Origin of the sequence: Neobacillus massiliamazoniensis (assembly GCF_001048695.1) — a bacterium.
Taxonomy (GTDB): domain Bacteria; phylum Bacillota; class Bacilli; order Bacillales; family Cytobacillaceae; genus Neobacillus; species Neobacillus massiliamazoniensis.
Genome location: NZ_CVRB01000001.1, coordinates 1,035,671 through 1,051,677, shown reverse-complemented (window position 1 = coordinate 1,051,677; position 16,007 = coordinate 1,035,671). Strand labels below are relative to the sequence as shown.

Below are 16,007 nucleotides of genomic sequence, written 5' to 3'. Positions count from 1 at the left end.
AATTCTTTTTTTCGGGAAACTAGAGGCCTTCTACATTCCCGAAATCAAGCAAAACTCAATTTTTTGGAAAAGTTGCGACCTCATGATAATGCTAACACTAGACAATCCTCACCAAATTTCTCCATCACTTCGATTCAATCAAACGTTTGATTAAATTTCTCGCTAGCTCTATCAAATGAACCTTTTTGGCCGAAAACCGCTGCATGAATTGTCAGTTGATGTGGTATTCATCTTGGCCATTCGACATGAACTAGCAGCATGAGTTTTTATCTGCCAAAACAAACTTAATTTCTACCCATTTCGGTGGTTTTCATGGTTAATTAAACGTTTGATAAAAACAGGTAGAATTCCCTTTATGGCAACGAAAGTCTGACTCGGCGCCATGAAAAAATAGTTGAATGTTGTCTGGAAAATCGTACGGACTCGCCCCTATTCACTTATAAAAATGAATCCAAGACATATTTCAACTTATTTCTGGCTTTTTCCCTTTTAATCAATCGTTTGATTAAATCGAGCAAAACACCTTATCCATAAAGCTTTTTTCTCTTCAAAAGAAGAAAATAATTGTCGAAGCAGGATTTCTTTTAATATAAAAAGTGGGAATATAGCTAATTGATCAAAAGCTTTAAAAAAAGATAGGACTAAACTCTATTTGCTTATCATACATTTTTTAAGTGCGTTTTATGCCTTCATACAATAGTGTCAAGGAAACAAGTAGGTATGAACATTCTGGCTTTTTATTTAGTGATCATTATAAACATTTGAGATAAGGGGGATCTTCAAATGAATAGCTTTGATACAGATGTGTTGATTGTGGGTGCAGGACCAACCGGCCTTACATTAGCCAATGAATTGGCCAGACATGATATATCATTTAAGATTATTGACTCAGCAATTACCACTTCACAAACGACAAAAGCGTTAGGTATCATGCCAAGAACATTGGAGCTTTATGAGAAAACAGGAATTGATAAGGAAATGGTTGAAATGGGCCTAGTCACACCAGCATTTAATGTGATGAACAAAGACCGTGGACTTATCCATTTTGATTTCAATAAGCGATGTAATAGTCCTTTTCCATTTGTTTTGATGTTGCCGCAGAACAAGACAGAAGAAATTCTTTATCACCATTTAATGAAACAAAATCATGATGTGGAGTGGGAAACGAAACTGTTAGAAATCGAGCAAGACGCTAATGGAACAACAGCGGTCGTTCAAAAAGGAATAGAAATGCCACGACCATCCTTACCAAATATATCGTGGGGTGTGACGGGGCTCATAGTACAGTCCGACATCAACTTGGGTTGAATTTTGAAGGTGTGACGATTCAACAAAACTTTTCCCTAGCCGATCTTAAAGTAGAATGGGAATTGCCCAATAACCAGAGTTATGCGTTTCTTGACAAGGGAAAGTTCATTGCATTTTTCCCGATGAAAGACGGAAATCACAGAATTCTAATGACATCCGATATTAGTCCCAAAGAACAATCGGAGGTTAGTATTAAAGAAATTGAGCAGATGATTCAGGAAATCGGACCAACGAACACATCGGTGAGCAACGTGTCATGGACCTCACGATTCCTTGTAAATCAAAGAAAGGTGAAACAGGCGCGCTTGGGACGTGTCTTTTTAGCTGGAGATGCTGCTCATATTCATTCTCCGATAGGCGCCCAAGGAATGAATACAGGAATTCAAGATGCCTATAATCTTTCCTGGAAGTTAGCGCTTGTCCTTAAAAACTATTCCCCAGATACGTTATTGGATACATACACAACGGAAAGAGAACCAGTCTGGGGCAAATTATTATCAGGAACCGAACGCTTTACGAGAATCCTTATTCAAAAAAGTCGCTTAGTCAATAAAGTTAGAAAAACGATTGCTCCAGTCCTTACATCTTCGCGAATCATCAACCAAAAATTCATCGATGCAATTTCACAGACAGGTATCCATTATCGTCATAGTCCGATTGTGCATGGTGAAGAATACGGATCTAAGCAGTTTAATAAAGGAGATCGGTTACAGCCAGGAGACAGGGTTCCCGACGAAATCATAGACGAAGGACAGAGGCTATACGATTTATTAACAACGACAAAACATGTTCTATTTGTGTTTACAGATAATCATGAAGCGTTTAAGAAAATCAAGGAACATGTGGATCTCTTGCCAATACAGGTGTTTCAAATCGGAATAGAACGAAACCGTGCGATTCAACAAAATTACTTATGTGATTTAAAGGAGCAAATTTACAGCAAGTACGGATTTGCTTCTAAAGAGGGAATGCTTCTAGTCCGGCCCGACGGCTATATGAGTTTTAAGTGCGTTGATCTAAACATACATCTTTTAAAGAAACATTTACAGGTGATATTCAATTAAGAACGTTACAGAAAAGCGCAATTTATTTCAATAAATTGCGCTTACTTACAGATCAACTTTAGTTGTGACCTCATGATGATACTAACACTAGACATTCCTCACCAAATTTCTCCGTCACTCCGATTCAACCAAACGTTTGATTAAATTTCCCACCAGTTCTATCAAATCAACCTTTTTGGCCGGAAATGGCTGCAGGAATTGTCAGTTGATTTGGTATTTATCTTGCTCATTCGACATGAACTAGCAGTATGAGTTTTTATCTGCCAAAACAAACTTTATTTCTACCCATTTCGGGGGTTTTCATAGTTAATCAAACGTTTGTTTAAAACAGCAAGATTTCCCTTTATTGCAACGAAAATCTTACCCATTCGCATAAAAAATAGTTGAAAGTTGTCTTGAAAAATTAAAGGATTCGCCCCTATTCTCTTATAAAAAAAAAACTATGACATTTTACAACTCTTTTCTAGTTTTTTCACTTTTAATCAAACGTTTGATTAAATTGAGCCACACTCCTTATCCATAAAGGATTTTCCCCTCCAAAAGAGGAAATAAATTGTCGAAGTAAGATTTCTTTTAATAGACTAACTTTAGAGGCTCTCCTCTTATGTAAAAAACTGCAATTTGCACATCTGGATTATCTAAGCCATTTTATATCGTCACTATTCTACTAGAGCCTCATTTCGTATTATAAGAACCTTTCATTTAAATTCCATATCTAAGAAGGAAAAAACTGGCTAGCCATAGAAAAATTGCGGTTTGAGTTATTCTATACATTACAAATTCAAAAGTAGAAAGTTTTCTTTCTCGCTTCGTTTTTTTCATCTGTCTAAAGTAAAAAAGTGAACACAAGAGTAGTATGGCTATAGATATCTCATATATGTTTTCTAAAAGGCTAATCAAAAAAAGCATCTCCTTACTTTAACTGTAAAAAAATAGATTCTTTGTTTACCACACTCAAACCCTATTTTCATTCATTACAGGAATGCCGCCCCATTAGTAGCAATTAAAAAATGAACTGTAATCTCAGCTCCTTAATTTACTATTGCCCCCGTTGTATAGGAAGCTAACCTATTAAATCTGGCTCTCCCGATATGCTTGCCTCACCCGTTCGATCTGTGCGATGTGTCCTCGTACATGCAGTACGCGATATTCCAATAATTGTTTGAAAGTAAACCGTCCCGCGTCAGCATACACTCCCACCCTCTCTACTTGTTCGGCTGTCAGTTGGTTCAGAATAGGAAGCATGCTGGAACGAATCAATTGGAACAGATGCAGATATTGTTCACAGTCTAACTGTTCATACCCCAAACTATTCGCCCAAGCATCCTGGTCCATCGACATCAGAAGTGGCTCCTTTTCAGACAAGACTTTTTTCATTCTCGGTGTCGACACTAATTCAGAATCTGTTACATGGATTAGAATCGAATGAATACTCCATTTGTCGGGAGATGGCTTGAATCGAAGCTCCTCCTCAGACAGTCCTTCGACGGTTTCCCGCAACATCTCGTATCCGCGGCTATACTCTTCAATTAACGCCTTCATATTTAAGTCCTCCTTTATTCAAGAAACTTTCTTTATGACAAATGTATTCCTGTTTTTATGTAAATATCCTTCTTTAATTCTCTACTTCTTAACCTGAGACATCTATGCATATTTTCAGAAACGCTACCCGTTAGCCACCCATGCAGCGCAAAAAACAGGGCTGCACCACAGAGGATGAAAATTGTTTTAAACCGTCAATACCGCTACTACGGCTGGGAGAGAAAGGTCGATATACTATGGTGCCTTAGAGCCCAACCGTTAGTCTGACTCCAACGACCTCGGTGCATCACATACTGTTTCTCCCTTACGAGAAGCACTCATGGTGACGGAAACGAGTGGGAGTTTTTCTACACCAAAGCAGATGTCGATGAAATCAGTACAAATGCTGAAAAAGTTGATTGCTGTTCCATGACTCCTCAAAGCAAAAATACCAACAACTGATGTTCATGAATTTAAATTTCCTAATATATAAAGGTGCTTAACAAATGAGTGAGCCCCTTTGTTTAACAGCAGGAGCCAAGGAAATTATCAACTAACTAGGTGAGTATCGGTTTGATCAAAAAGGTGGTAAACACACGTTTTGATCTTTACCCAAAGAAGAAAAAAAGATTCCTCCAATAAAAATAAGGTAGTTAGTCTTTATCTAACTACCTCTGATAATGTTTTTATTTAACAACAGCTGTTCTCATTTTCCAATAACACTAGCCCATTTGTCTCTTGATCAAAATCAAGAGTAAGGCCATCAGTATAAGGTTCAATATCTGTATCGATTGCCACCTTTATTTCATTGATTATTACCACTTTATCATTCTTATCTGGCTCATCCAGAGCCAGTCCCACTTGTGGCTGTCCTCAGCCAAAGCCTGCAAAATAGACACGAATGTTTTTGGCATCGTGTTCTTGGAACAATTGCTTTAATACATCACGAGCTTGATCTGTGATATTCAATTTGTCCATCACCTTTCAAAAAATTTACTTACTTATCTTACTTGTTTCTTCTCTTTTTGGAAATCAAAAGGTTTATCTGATGAATGGTGTTTTTCTTATTACGCATTAGGAAATATGCGTTTTAAGGCTTCTTTCATTTGAGGTTTTACATTAACTTTGGGACGAGCTGCCTTAGCAATTTCTTCAGCTTCTTCGATTGTCTTTACTTTACCTAATGACACTAAGGTTCCAACTGCAACGGTTCCCGCACGAGTGCTCCCACCACCACAATGGAAATAAACCTTTTTCCCTTCGTTATAGGCTTTTACAACATGATCAATCGAATTTTTAATTGATTCGTCTTGATGCTCGGCATCATCAACGATTGGACTATGGATACGATCATATCCTGATCTGTTCTCATGTGACTCTGCCCGTAAATCAAAAATAACATCGCCTTTTTCCTTTTCCATCATGTCTTTCACATCATCTGCTCCACCAAAATAAATCCGATCTTTAATTAATTCGTTATAGTTATTTGTAGTCATATTGTTACTCTCCCTCTTATAATGATTTGCTCCAATCATGAGTAGCATCGCTTTCTAGATAGCGTTCTGCATCTAGCGCTGCCATAAAACCTGTTCCTGCTGCTGTAATAGCTTGACAGGTACTTTCTATCTTGAACGTCTCCACATGCGAAGACACCAGGAATATTGGTTTATGTTGTTCCAAGTATAACATTAATGTATCCTGTTTCATCGGTGTGGATTTGGCCATTTAGGAAAGCAGTATTTGGTATATGTCCAATAGCTATTTTCTATTAAATGTTATTAAATAATCTGGCCCGATTGTTGAAAAAAAGCTAATGACGATTGTTCAACTCCGTTAGTGCAAGAAGCGACTGCCCTTCTTGAACAATCGCCCCCCTTACTTAAATAAATATCCTTATTTAGTAAATAGCCAAATTAAAAATAGGACAATAGCAATTAACCCCCAAATAATAGCTTGTCTTTATTTTTTCAATTAAAAAACCTCCCCAATAAATTAGAAACGTACAAGCCGCTTTTTTGAATCGGAATATACTGAGTATAAAATTGGCGGGTAAGGGGGTGAAACCATGAATAAACCTTGGTTCAACTCTTCTTGTATAAGTGAACAGGAAGTTAAGTTAAGAAATGCCTGGCGTTTAGTCTGGGAACAACACGTATACTGGACAAGATTGACGATCAATAGCATAGCTTTTAGTTTACCTGATTTAGACGCTAATACCGCACGTCTTCTCCGGAACGCTACAGATATGGGAAATTTACTAAAGCCTTTCTATGGAAATAAAATAGCCGCAAAGTTCAGCAGCTTAATAAGGGCGCACCTGGTAATTGCTGCGGAAATTGTCACAGCTGCAAAAGCAGGCAATCAAAAAGCTGTAGCAGCTTTAGAGAGAAAATGGTACGCAAATGGTGAAGAAATTTCCGAATTTCTAAATAGAATAAATCCTTTTATACCACTAAATGAATTCAGAGAAATGTTTTTCGAGCATCTGGCACTTACTACACAGGAAGCAGTATTAATACTTCAAGGAGATTTTAAAGAAAGTATTGCTGTGTTTGATAAAATTGAGTTGGAAGCTTTAGAAATGGCGGATATAATATCGAATGGAATTGTGGAACAATTCCCCAAAAAGTTTAAGAGTTGCTGATTGCACATTAAGATACTAAAAGGCACTAATTTCAGTGCCTTTATTATTTATTTTTTGTGATTTCAAATTAAACTCAACGACCCTGTTACTTTGAGTAAAATTTTTCACATAATGCTCTTTTTGATAAAAATAACCATCCATATTCTACCATATCCAATGCTGAAACCTTGGTTAATAAGAAGAGATATGGCATAGGATTAAAACTCAAATTTTACAGGTCTTAAAAATAAATCTTTCAATGTTTCTTCTGCATTCTTACTCTCAAATATTATCTCATATAATGCATCACAAATCGGGAGTTGAACGTCATATTGGATGGATAATACCTTTAATGCCTTTATCGTTGCAACACCTTCTGCCAATTTTCCAAAGTTTTTTCCTTCAACTAATGCCTGTCCATATTTTCTATTATGACTATTATCTGAGAATAATGTTGCTTCAAAGTCTCCAAGATGACTCAATCCATATACAGTTACATCATTTCCGCCCATTACTCTAACTAGACGAGAGATTTCCCTTGTCCCCCCTGCCATAAGTGAATCTTTTAAACTGCTATAATTTAATCCATCTAACATTCCTGCTGCTATACCCATAACATTTTTTGTAGCGGCCCCAATCTCATTTCCAATAAGGTCCTGCCCATAGTAGAATCTAATTAAATCACTATTCAACTCTTGTACAATTTTTTTTGTTACTTCAATATTTTCAGAACCTATAACCATACAATTTGGTATATTATTCACGAAATCTTGTACGTGTCCAGGTCCTACCCATACGGCTGTATTTATATTTTTTCCAACCTCTTCTCCAAATACTTGAGAAAGTCTTTTACCACTATTAGCCTCTAATCCTTTCATACATAAAATAAATGTTTTACCTTGTATTGCATTTAATGAGCTTAATTGTTTTGAAAAGGAACGTAATTCTTGAGCACTAATGGATATAATTATTATTTCAGCATATAATATGGCTTTTTCTAATGAGTTTGTTAGTTCTACATCTTCTGGTAATGAAAGGTAATCATTTCTTCTGGTCTCTTTTAATCCAATGAAATTCCTTGAGTTTTCTCTCCCCCATAGCATAGCATTGTGTCCAACTTTATTAGCATACCAAGCCAAAAAGGTTCCCCAACGTCCACAACCTAAAACTGAAATATTCAATATTTCACCCTCATCTTTTTTTAAATTTATTATTTTCTATTTAATAATTGCTCTGCCATCTCCTAAAGGAAAAAGAGTTGATTATTTTTTCATATGGACAAGGGTTATATTCGACCAGCTTTATAAAATATCCTTCATCTTATTATTCCTTATTGAACTGCTCCGTTCGTACAAGAAGGAACTGCCTTATTGGGAGTTCAATAACAAAAAAAGACCGCCACTTGGACGGTCATGCTCCTTTTAGTTTCAATTCGAAAAAATGCACTAATTAAAATTCCCACTTTTCGAATTCTAATTAACATATATCTGAAACTAGAAGTGATAGATGTGCTAATTAATGCACTTATTGATTTCCTTTGCTTTCATTTTCACCTTGATTATTATTGTTTGAAGAATGAACACTTTGGTTTGACGATGATTTCTCTGAGGAATGGCTCTTACTTGAAGATTGATTGCCATTTCCTTGGTTGTCGTCATCGCTTTTATGTTGATTGCCGCCATTTTTGTTTTGTTCATTTATATTTGAATTATTTTGAGCGCCACTATTTTTGTTTTGTTGATTGCTACCATTTTTGTTTAGCTGATTGCCACCATTTTTGTTTTGTTCATCTATTTTTGAATTCTTTTGAGCGCCACCGTTTTTGTTTTGTTCATCTATTTGTGAATTGTTATTAGCGTCATTGTCTTTGTTTTGTTCATCTATTTGTGAATTGTTTTTAGCGATATCGTCTTTGTTTTGTTCATTGGTATTGTTTGAAGGATTGTTTCCCTTGGCTTTTCCTTCTTTCTCATGAATGGCTGCCATAATGTCTTTCACTTTTGCATCTTTGTATGTATCCACTGAGATAGATGGGTCAAGCTTTTGCAATCTTTGAATAAGGTTCAGTTTTCCTGGACTGATACCTAGCTTCTTCGCTTCATCACGTCTTGAAAGATCAATGTTGTTTTTTTCAATTGTTGCTTCTTTCTCTTTTGCTTTTAAAGCTTCGTTAACTCCTTTCTCTGCATCTTTTTCAAGCATTTTTGCTTCATCTTCATCTTTATCTTTAGTTTCAGAAGTAACAGAAACAACTGTTGATCCATCTGTTTCAATGAAATGGTGGTTAGCAGCAGACTGCACAAGTTCATTTACAGCCTTTTCTACACTTAAACCACTAACATCAATTCCTTTTAGAATAGTAGCTCCATCTTGGTTGTATGATATTGCACTTACTGCATCACCGGATGAATTTATAGCAATTTCTACACTTGGATTGATATCTAAACTTAAGTACGAAACTGGGGTATTTTTGTGTTGGTTGTATTTGTAAGCCCCAATGCTACCACCCATAACTAATACTGCTGATGCAGCGACTGCAATCCATTTGTTCTTCATAAACATCCTCCTAGTTGCTTTCATAATATTTGTTTGTTTGCTTTTTTCTTTTAGGTTTTCTTTTAAGAATTGTTCGGTATTGCGAATCAAGTCATTCTCCGCCCTAACGCGGTTCATCGCAGATTTAAAACGTATATTCATTTGCATCATCTCCTAATTTCTGCTTCAAAAGTTTCCTCGCTCTGTGTAAATTTGAGTAAATGGTATTCTCCTTTTGTTCTAGCATTTTCGCAATCTCAACCACGGTGTACCCTTCATAGTAGAAAAGATAAATTACGTCCTTATACTTCGTTGGAAGGGCTAACACAGCTTGCATTAGTTCACTCTCAGCCTGATCTTCAAAAGCAATCTCATGCCCATCGATTATGTCGATATTTTTACGCCAGAAACTTTTACAAAGGTCTTTGCATTTGTTAATTGTTACACGAATAAGCCAAGCTTTTTCATGCTGGTCATTCTTGAAAGGTACTTTGTTTTGCAAAAATTTTAGAAAGACCTCTTGAAATACGTCATCCACATCATCTCGATTTCGTAAATACAGGAAGCTTATTTTCCTCACCATGTCGGCGTATTTCTCAAGGGAATGTTTAATCATATCTTCAACCGGTTGTTTAATCATTTTCTCCCCCACTCACTACTAAAACGATTCATTATCATAAATCCTTGCATACTTTGTCGAATTGTAAAAGATTTTTTTAAGAAATGCCGAAACTTTGAACATTAAATATCTTCAAATATAGTAATGTTCATTAATGAATTAATTACTTAAGAAAAAAATAAGGGAGTCGCGTGCGACTCCCTACTTTAAACTAATCTTTTAACTACCCTCATGAAATTACAAAGAACATGCTTCAATTTTACTTCACCTTTGTCAGATTAATTCTCAAAACGAATGAGCTGCATTCAATAAAAATAGAGCTGTGTAAAACAGCTCTAAGATTCCTCAACTAAACCTCCAAAAATGAAGGCACTTCTTTTACCTACAGATACTCGAACCGGGGTAAGGGCTGGGAATTAATTATTTCCATTGTTAATGCTTTCCATATTATTTGCTTGACAAAGTTGATATATATTTTTTAACTACTTCATAAACATAATCTTGATTTGCTGCTGCTGTATCAGGGCTGTATTTTCCGCCATTTGTTTTATTATTGGATAGTACTCTGATACCCAAGAATGGTACATCATAATCTTTGGCAATTTGTGCTGCGGCGGCACCTTCCATTTCTTCTACAGATGTACCATACTTAGTATGGAACCATTTAATTCGATCAACTTCATTATTCCATACGTCCGCTGAACCTATAGTACCTTCGACGACCTTACCCAGAGTGTATGTATCTTTTACTGCATTGGCAGCTGCTAGTAAATCCTTATCTCCTTCGTAGTAACGGATGTTTTCAGCATTTGGATCTTCTCCTGCACTTCCTTTAGAAGCCATTAAGTCCATAGGTATCCATTTCGTTGGATCAATTCCTTGGTTTGTATCCATATTTTCTGTTTTTAATGAACCTATGTTTGTAACTCTTTTACCTAAAACAATATCAGATACGTTTAAGTTCGGATCATGACCGCCTGATGTTCCTTCATTGATTATTGCAATAGGATTATATTTTTCAATAGCCACTGCTGTAGCAGCTGCTGTATTTTCCATTCCCTTCCCTGTTAAAGCAACAATTACAGGATATTTGTCTAGAGTTCCTTTGTAAAATACAAAAGATCCTGATTTTTCTTCTTTAACTTTATCTAATCTTTGTACAATTTTTTCAGCTTCTATTGGCATTGGGCCTTGAATGATAATAGGCCTTTGAGCACCTTCTACTTTTGTTTCAAATAGTGAAGGTGTTATAAATCCTGCAAGAATTAATAAGAACAATGCAGCAATAATTGCTAATGAAGCGTAACTCTTTAATTTCATAAATAATCTCCCTTTTCTCTTGTTGTTTGATACACTCGATGGTTTTGTCCAAATAAAAAGGTCTAGAAATGTAGAATGATTTCTACCTTCTAGACCTACGAAAGTCAAAGTATTGATAATTAAGCAAAAAATAAAACTTAAGCTAAATTATAAAGCAGCAGCGGCACTAAAATGCCGAACAGCAGCCGAATACTTTAACTCGTAGTCTAGTTCTTTCATTGGGAACCAGGTAGAGACACTCAGACCATATTACCGAGCATATACGAGTAATGATATTTATGATTATTACTTTGATAATATAGCAAACTTATAATAGTTTTTCAATAAAAATGGTGAATATTTTTAAAAAATACTAACATAACGTTCGTGTTTTAGGGGAAATATAGAAAAAATTGACGGGAATCATTAACGATTCATACTATTTCACTTATTTAACTACTTTTTCCTTCTTCAATTAACCTAACCCGTTTAAGCTTGAGTACATTCCTTCACAATCTTCTCTAATAGTTTATAATTTCGTTATTTCTCCTACACTTCACCTGAATAAGCATTCTTCAACTTTGAAGCATTCGAGGTAAAATTGTTGAAGAAATAAACGCCAATTGAAACCGCTGTACAAACGATGGCAACGGTTCCCATTGCATAGACATCACCATCTTCCTCACTAAAGAGCAGCAGCAATCCAATATTTATCAGTGCATGAAATGCTGTGGAAATGAATAAATGACTTCCTTTCGAATGGCGCAGCAATTCTCCCATAATGATTGACAAGGCAATAGTCATTAACAGAAAGAATCCAGCAAATGCAGCCCCTTTAGCGAAGATTCCAACGTGCCAAAGTCCCCACAATAAACCTACTAATATAGAACTTAAGAGAACTCCAAGTCTTGATTGTAAAAATGGTTGAAAAAAACTACGCCATCCAAACTCCTCCCCAGCTGCGCCGATAAACTGGGCAATCAAGATGATCAGAAAAGGCTGAGACAATGATCCAGGACTCGAATAAACAATATCATGACCGTTCATTAAGAACCAAACAATCGACAGTGCAAATATTACAACTACCAAAAAAGCAGCAGTGAGAAGTCGTTTCAACTCAAAAGAGTTAAGTCGGAAGCCAATTGCTAAATGAAGATTCAGCTTTCTGGAGAAAATAAGAATGACTGTTATAACGCCAATGGTTGGACCGAACTGGGTAAGCTGAATAATTACTTCCGGAATGTGAGTTGCGGGTTGAATAATACCTAGTAGTAGCGCTGCGATGGAAGTGACTATGTAATAAACTACCGCTGCAAGAACATAAAATAACTTTTTCTCATTTGGTTTGTTCATAATTAACCTCCTAAATGTTTCGTGGTTTTACTATACCTTGAATCAACTATTTAAGATAATTTGTGAAATTCTAGAAAACCAATAAGGTTTTCATCCAGTTTATTAGAAGATTTTCCGAGCCAAATTAAATGTTCCTACGAGTCTATTAGACTTAGTTTTGAAGTGGAAATGTTTCCATAAGCATAATATGTATGTTCTAAAGATACAGAACCATCATTGTTTAAAACGCATAATTAGAGTTGGGTCAGTAGGTGGATAGAAGTCTCATTTAAAAAGATAAAATAGCGATCAATTCCTTGGAGATAATATTTAGTATAGTTCCAATGCCTCCCAGAACGACACCTAAAGAAATCCCGTTAGTGTAAATGAATCGTTTCACAATCTATTAAAATAAGCTTTAAATAATTATAAAATAAATTTGAAATCAAGAAGTAGGGTAGCAATACCTCCCAGAATAGCCCCTAGTATAATAAAAACATTCCCCAAAGATAATCTTTTTTCCCACTGATCTGCAAATTCATCCGGCATAATTTGTTCTTTATCTATATTTTTCAACTCTTTTTTTAAAAGATAGACTTGTGAAATCCCAATAATAAAAAAAATTAACCCTAATATTGCAAAGACTCTAAACCATTCCAACGGGGCCACCTCTTTATTAACAATACTAGTTAATATCATCTATCTATTTGTTTCTTTGTCTATTCGATATGTATGTTCTCATCGTATGTTTCTGCTACAAACATAAACTCTAACTCTTCTTTATTAATAAATACACTTGTTTTAGAACGGTAACCTGTCTTTGCAGAAACAATGTCTACCTCAATAAGGTCAAAACTTACATCATAAGCATCCTCAACATCTAGTCCACCAGTAACAAAATAAATTCCATCCCCAAATGACTTGAACACAAGGACCTTTTCTTCCAAACTGCTCTTTTCCATATCAATCCATTCATCGTTTATTAAAACTTTAAAAGAAGTATGCTTTGGCACGCATTCGATATGATTAATCCCTTTATAGCAACTTAGTGTATAAATATAGGTATGAGTTTCATTATATTTGACATCAATACCATATTTAAAAGCAAAGGTTTTATAAACCATCTCATAAAATAATGGCATTATAATGTCATCCCAAGCGTAATAGGCAAAAGCGTGAATTGGTATTAAATGTGGGTATAAACTAACAATAGCTTTTTGGAAATTCAGTAAGATTGTTGTATCTGTAATTTCTTGTAAAGCATCATCTATTTCATGGTCACTTTCTTTTGTTCGTCTTTTATCAATCACACAATTTACTCCTTTCACCAGTATATATACAATATATTCCATTAAATATGGTACTTTTCCTTCTTCTACTGCTGAGTTTCCCAATAATGTGTGTTTTTTCTAAATAACTGATCTTATTCGTTATTTTTTCGAATCTAGCAATTAAGTTGGTCTTATCAATAAAGCTTTACATGTTCGCAGTAGCAAAGCCACTCACTTTAAGTTATTTAACGGTTCCAGACCCGGATACTATTACATTTACCTTCACATTTACTTTAGCATTTGAGAAGGTTTCTCCCCAATGATTTTGTACCTTTTTCCATTCAGGGTAGGTGTATGCTCGTGCGTACATTCCAAACCCAAAAGGATCAATCTCAGCAGTTTGTATTTTTTTGATGAGCCCGTCGAATTCCTTTTTTAATGTCGTTTCGATACCCTTTTCCAAGATTTTCGGGTCACTTACAGGAAAAAGTCGTTCATTTATACCAACTCTCAATTTTATATTTACATCGAAGATATAACCATGATCATACATAACTTTGGTCTTTACCTTCTTATCAATCGTCGAAAAACTTAACCAATGTTCCTTTCGATCATGTGGTTGTATAGGAATTGAAATAGTGAAGGGGAATTCCCCAACGTTTCCGCGTTGTAAAATACGCATTATTAGGGTTTCTCTTGGTGTGATACTTAATTTATACTTGCCCGTATCATCCAATAAAACACTACCTGTTACCCACACCTTATTCGTTTTTTTCAGTCTACAAATACTGGCTGTTATTGCTTTGCTCGAAATCTGCTCATGAAATTCCTGAAGATTGGTTTTGACTGTAATATTTCGTTCGGCTGCTGAATCAATTAATTTTGTTAAATAAAATGGAAGTACTGGTTTGTCTTGTGGGTTAAAGTAAATTAATTCCTTTACAGAATCATCTACTGCAACAATTTTTGGTGTAACAGTATTTTTCGGATCCCGATAAAATGGATCCAGATAACGTGTCCAATGTTTTTGTTTAAGTAACCGTTTTCCAACTAAGATAATTTGTGTTTTACTTCCTGATGCTAATCCCATCACAGTGGTATTAAGATCTTCTCTGGAGCCGCGAATTGTATGGGATCTGACAGTGGATATGTCTCTTTTTGTTTTTGCTTGTCTACTAAAAACAGGGCTAGACATGTAGACAACCAAGTGCCCTTTTTCATCTAAATCTACTCCAAGTATTAGGGTTAGGGAAACATCTTCTACAAATATTTGGTCAGAACACCCAGTTGTTAGTATTGTAAGTATACAGAGGCAGTATAGTAATTTGCTTTTCAATGTATCTTCCTCCGATGATACTTTTTAAATCCCCAACTATAAATCCAAAGAAATACAGGAAATATATAAGCCGACAGTACCCCGCTTTTCGCAGCTATATTTTGGTAAGATCCCAATTGTATCCATGTAGGGTGCATCCAAAAAATCAATCCAATATATAACAATAAAAACACGACGATATGAGAACTATGATTTTGTTTGTTCAAAAGTTGACTAGAGCAAAATGCTGCAAAGTACATGATAGGAATCCAAGAAGTTGAGATTATAGGCAGATAAACTGCCAAAACCACCATATCAAAACGTTCTAAAAAACGAAATTCTATGGTTTTCAGCAAACTCAATACCGGTTGATTAAATTCTGTAATTCCGTCAGGACTAAAATAGGCATAACAGCTAATCGTTAAAAATAAGTAAAACGACATGGTAAGGAGATTAGCAATTACAACGCCTTTTACTGCATGCTGCTTTTTTTGCAGAAAGGGGTGCAAGAAGAACGCAATATCAAATCCTATAAAAGAAAAAATACTAGAAGGGACAGCTGATAGCACAGGTTTCCATCCATCCCTTAGAATAGGAAGAAAATTCAACCAATGGGCATCTTTAAACGGAATGAAGAAAAGAAAAAGAATCCAAATCATCAAATAAAAAAACAACTCATTGTATCGCCCAATAACACGGATTCCGTTACGTGCAACTAAATAAGTAGGAATCGAAAACAATATCATAATCAAGTAATCCGGCGTTCTAGGAAGAAGCCATCCCTTAATATAAAGAATGGAATTAACAAAAATTGACCATCCATAAAAAATAAAATAAATCATGTAAATAAGAATAATGATCTTTCCGATTACTTTCCCGAAAAAACGGATAGATAATTCATATAGTGTGTCATCTGGATACCGTTCACATGTCTTCACAATAAAAATACTAGCCACAATAGATAAGAAACCGCCTAAGAGAATAGAAATCCAGCCATCCGGACCTGCTTTTTCTGCAAGCAATCGGGGGAGGGAGAAAATTCCCGTCGCTACCTGGGTGCCGTTAATCAAGAAAATATACTGCATCAATGTAATTTCGTTGTAGGCATACTTTTTCATCG

General features: G+C 35.5%; 14 protein-coding genes, 2 pseudogenes and 1 riboswitch. Of the genes and pseudogenes, 2 read left to right on the top strand and 14 right to left on the bottom strand.

Annotation, left to right across the window (positions count from 1 at the left end):
- Window positions 1–783 precede the first annotated feature (783 nt).
- Window positions 784–2,372, top strand: a pseudogene (locus BN1082_RS05050) (FAD-dependent monooxygenase).
- Window positions 2,373–3,074: 702 nt separating this feature from the next.
- On the opposite strand, the gene BN1082_RS28090 reads toward BN1082_RS05050, so the two are convergent.
- The 5 genes and pseudogenes from BN1082_RS28090 to BN1082_RS05030 all read right to left on the bottom strand — a co-directional run.
- Window positions 3,075–3,281: a hypothetical protein gene (locus BN1082_RS28090; RefSeq protein WP_090631731.1), complete on the bottom strand. Its 207-nt coding sequence runs from the start codon at window positions 3,279–3,281 to the stop codon at window positions 3,075–3,077.
- Window positions 3,282–3,443: 162 nt separating this feature from the next.
- The gene (locus BN1082_RS05040) at window positions 3,444–3,914 is read right to left on the bottom strand and encodes a DinB family protein (protein ID WP_090631728.1); all 471 of its coding nucleotides are present in this window, start codon (window positions 3,912–3,914) and stop codon (window positions 3,444–3,446) included.
- Window positions 3,915–4,583: 669 nt separating this feature from the next.
- Complete coding sequence (locus tag BN1082_RS27320; protein ID WP_176699595.1) at window positions 4,584–4,754, bottom strand: hypothetical protein; 171 nt, start codon at window positions 4,752–4,754, stop codon at window positions 4,584–4,586.
- A 206-nt stretch (window positions 4,755–4,960) separates the two neighbouring features.
- Complete coding sequence (locus BN1082_RS05035) at window positions 4,961–5,389, bottom strand: protein-tyrosine phosphatase family protein (protein ID WP_090631725.1); 429 nt, start codon at window positions 5,387–5,389, stop codon at window positions 4,961–4,963.
- Window positions 5,390–5,405: 16 nt separating this feature from the next.
- Window positions 5,406–5,655, bottom strand: a pseudogene (locus BN1082_RS05030) (FAD-dependent oxidoreductase); the annotation flags it as partial.
- A 303-nt stretch (window positions 5,656–5,958) separates the two neighbouring features.
- Between BN1082_RS05030 and BN1082_RS05025 the strand changes: the two are divergent.
- Complete coding sequence (locus BN1082_RS05025) at window positions 5,959–6,537, top strand: acetylglutamate kinase (protein ID WP_090631722.1); 579 nt, start codon at window positions 5,959–5,961, stop codon at window positions 6,535–6,537.
- A 197-nt stretch (window positions 6,538–6,734) separates the two neighbouring features.
- Here BN1082_RS05025 and BN1082_RS05020 read toward each other — a convergent pair whose 3' ends face one another.
- From BN1082_RS05020 to BN1082_RS04980, 9 genes are all read right to left on the bottom strand, one after another.
- Complete coding sequence (locus BN1082_RS05020) at window positions 6,735–7,697, bottom strand: NAD(P)H-dependent glycerol-3-phosphate dehydrogenase (RefSeq protein WP_090631720.1); 963 nt, start codon at window positions 7,695–7,697, stop codon at window positions 6,735–6,737.
- A 343-nt stretch (window positions 7,698–8,040) separates the two neighbouring features.
- A complete protein-coding gene (locus BN1082_RS05015; protein ID WP_090631717.1) occupies window positions 8,041–9,213 on the bottom strand; it encodes an anti-sigma-I factor RsgI family protein in 1,173 nt (390 codons plus the stop codon).
- A complete protein-coding gene (locus tag BN1082_RS05010) occupies window positions 9,197–9,691 on the bottom strand; it encodes a sigma-70 family RNA polymerase sigma factor (protein ID WP_090631715.1) in 495 nt (164 codons plus the stop codon). Before BN1082_RS05010 ends, BN1082_RS05015 begins: the two co-directional genes overlap by 17 nt.
- A gap of 426 nt (window positions 9,692–10,117) precedes the next feature.
- Window positions 10,118–10,990, bottom strand: coding sequence for a 5'-methylthioadenosine/S-adenosylhomocysteine nucleosidase (locus BN1082_RS05005; protein ID WP_090631713.1), 873 nt, complete (start codon window positions 10,988–10,990; stop codon window positions 10,118–10,120).
- A 182-nt stretch (window positions 10,991–11,172) separates the two neighbouring features.
- Window positions 11,173–11,276: riboswitch (purine riboswitch) on the bottom strand.
- 242 nt (window positions 11,277–11,518) lie between these two features.
- The gene (locus BN1082_RS05000) at window positions 11,519–12,322 is read right to left on the bottom strand and encodes a CPBP family intramembrane glutamic endopeptidase (protein ID WP_090631710.1); all 804 of its coding nucleotides are present in this window, start codon (window positions 12,320–12,322) and stop codon (window positions 11,519–11,521) included.
- 405 nt (window positions 12,323–12,727) lie between these two features.
- Complete coding sequence (locus BN1082_RS04995) at window positions 12,728–12,961, bottom strand: hypothetical protein (protein WP_090631708.1); 234 nt, start codon at window positions 12,959–12,961, stop codon at window positions 12,728–12,730.
- A 59-nt stretch (window positions 12,962–13,020) separates the two neighbouring features.
- Window positions 13,021–13,611 (bottom strand): hypothetical protein, encoded by a 591-nt coding sequence (locus BN1082_RS04990; RefSeq protein ID WP_090631706.1) that lies wholly within the window; start codon window positions 13,609–13,611, stop codon window positions 13,021–13,023.
- Between the two features lie 202 nt (window positions 13,612–13,813).
- A complete protein-coding gene (locus tag BN1082_RS04985) occupies window positions 13,814–14,908 on the bottom strand; it encodes a Ger(x)C family spore germination protein (protein ID WP_090631703.1) in 1,095 nt (364 codons plus the stop codon).
- Entirely contained in the window at window positions 14,905–16,005 is a 1,101-nt protein-coding gene (locus BN1082_RS04980; protein WP_090631699.1) for a GerAB/ArcD/ProY family transporter, read from the bottom strand. Before BN1082_RS04980 ends, BN1082_RS04985 begins: the two co-directional genes overlap by 4 nt.
- Between the last annotated feature and the right edge of the window lie 2 nt (window positions 16,006–16,007).

Coding starts and splice junctions, on each gene's coding strand:
- BN1082_RS05040 (WP_090631728.1), bottom strand. CDS start 3,914: ATGAAGGCGTTAATTGAAGAGTATAGCCGCGGATACGAGATGTTGCGG.
- BN1082_RS05000 (WP_090631710.1), bottom strand. CDS start 12,322: ATGAACAAACCAAATGAGAAAAAGTTATTTTATGTTCTTGCAGCGGTA.
- BN1082_RS05025 (WP_090631722.1), top strand. CDS start 5,959: ATGAATAAACCTTGGTTCAACTCTTCTTGTATAAGTGAACAGGAAGTT.
- BN1082_RS05035 (WP_090631725.1), bottom strand. CDS start 5,389: ATGACTACAAATAACTATAACGAATTAATTAAAGATCGGATTTATTTT.
- BN1082_RS05005 (WP_090631713.1), bottom strand. CDS start 10,990: ATGAAATTAAAGAGTTACGCTTCATTAGCAATTATTGCTGCATTGTTC.
- BN1082_RS04980 (WP_090631699.1), bottom strand. CDS start 16,005: ATGAAAAAGTATGCCTACAACGAAATTACATTGATGCAGTATATTTTC.
- BN1082_RS05010 (WP_090631715.1), bottom strand. CDS start 9,691: ATGATTAAACAACCGGTTGAAGATATGATTAAACATTCCCTTGAGAAA.
- BN1082_RS05015 (WP_090631717.1), bottom strand. CDS start 9,213: ATGAATATACGTTTTAAATCTGCGATGAACCGCGTTAGGGCGGAGAAT.
- BN1082_RS28090 (WP_090631731.1), bottom strand. CDS start 3,281: ATGCTTTTTTTGATTAGCCTTTTAGAAAACATATATGAGATATCTATA.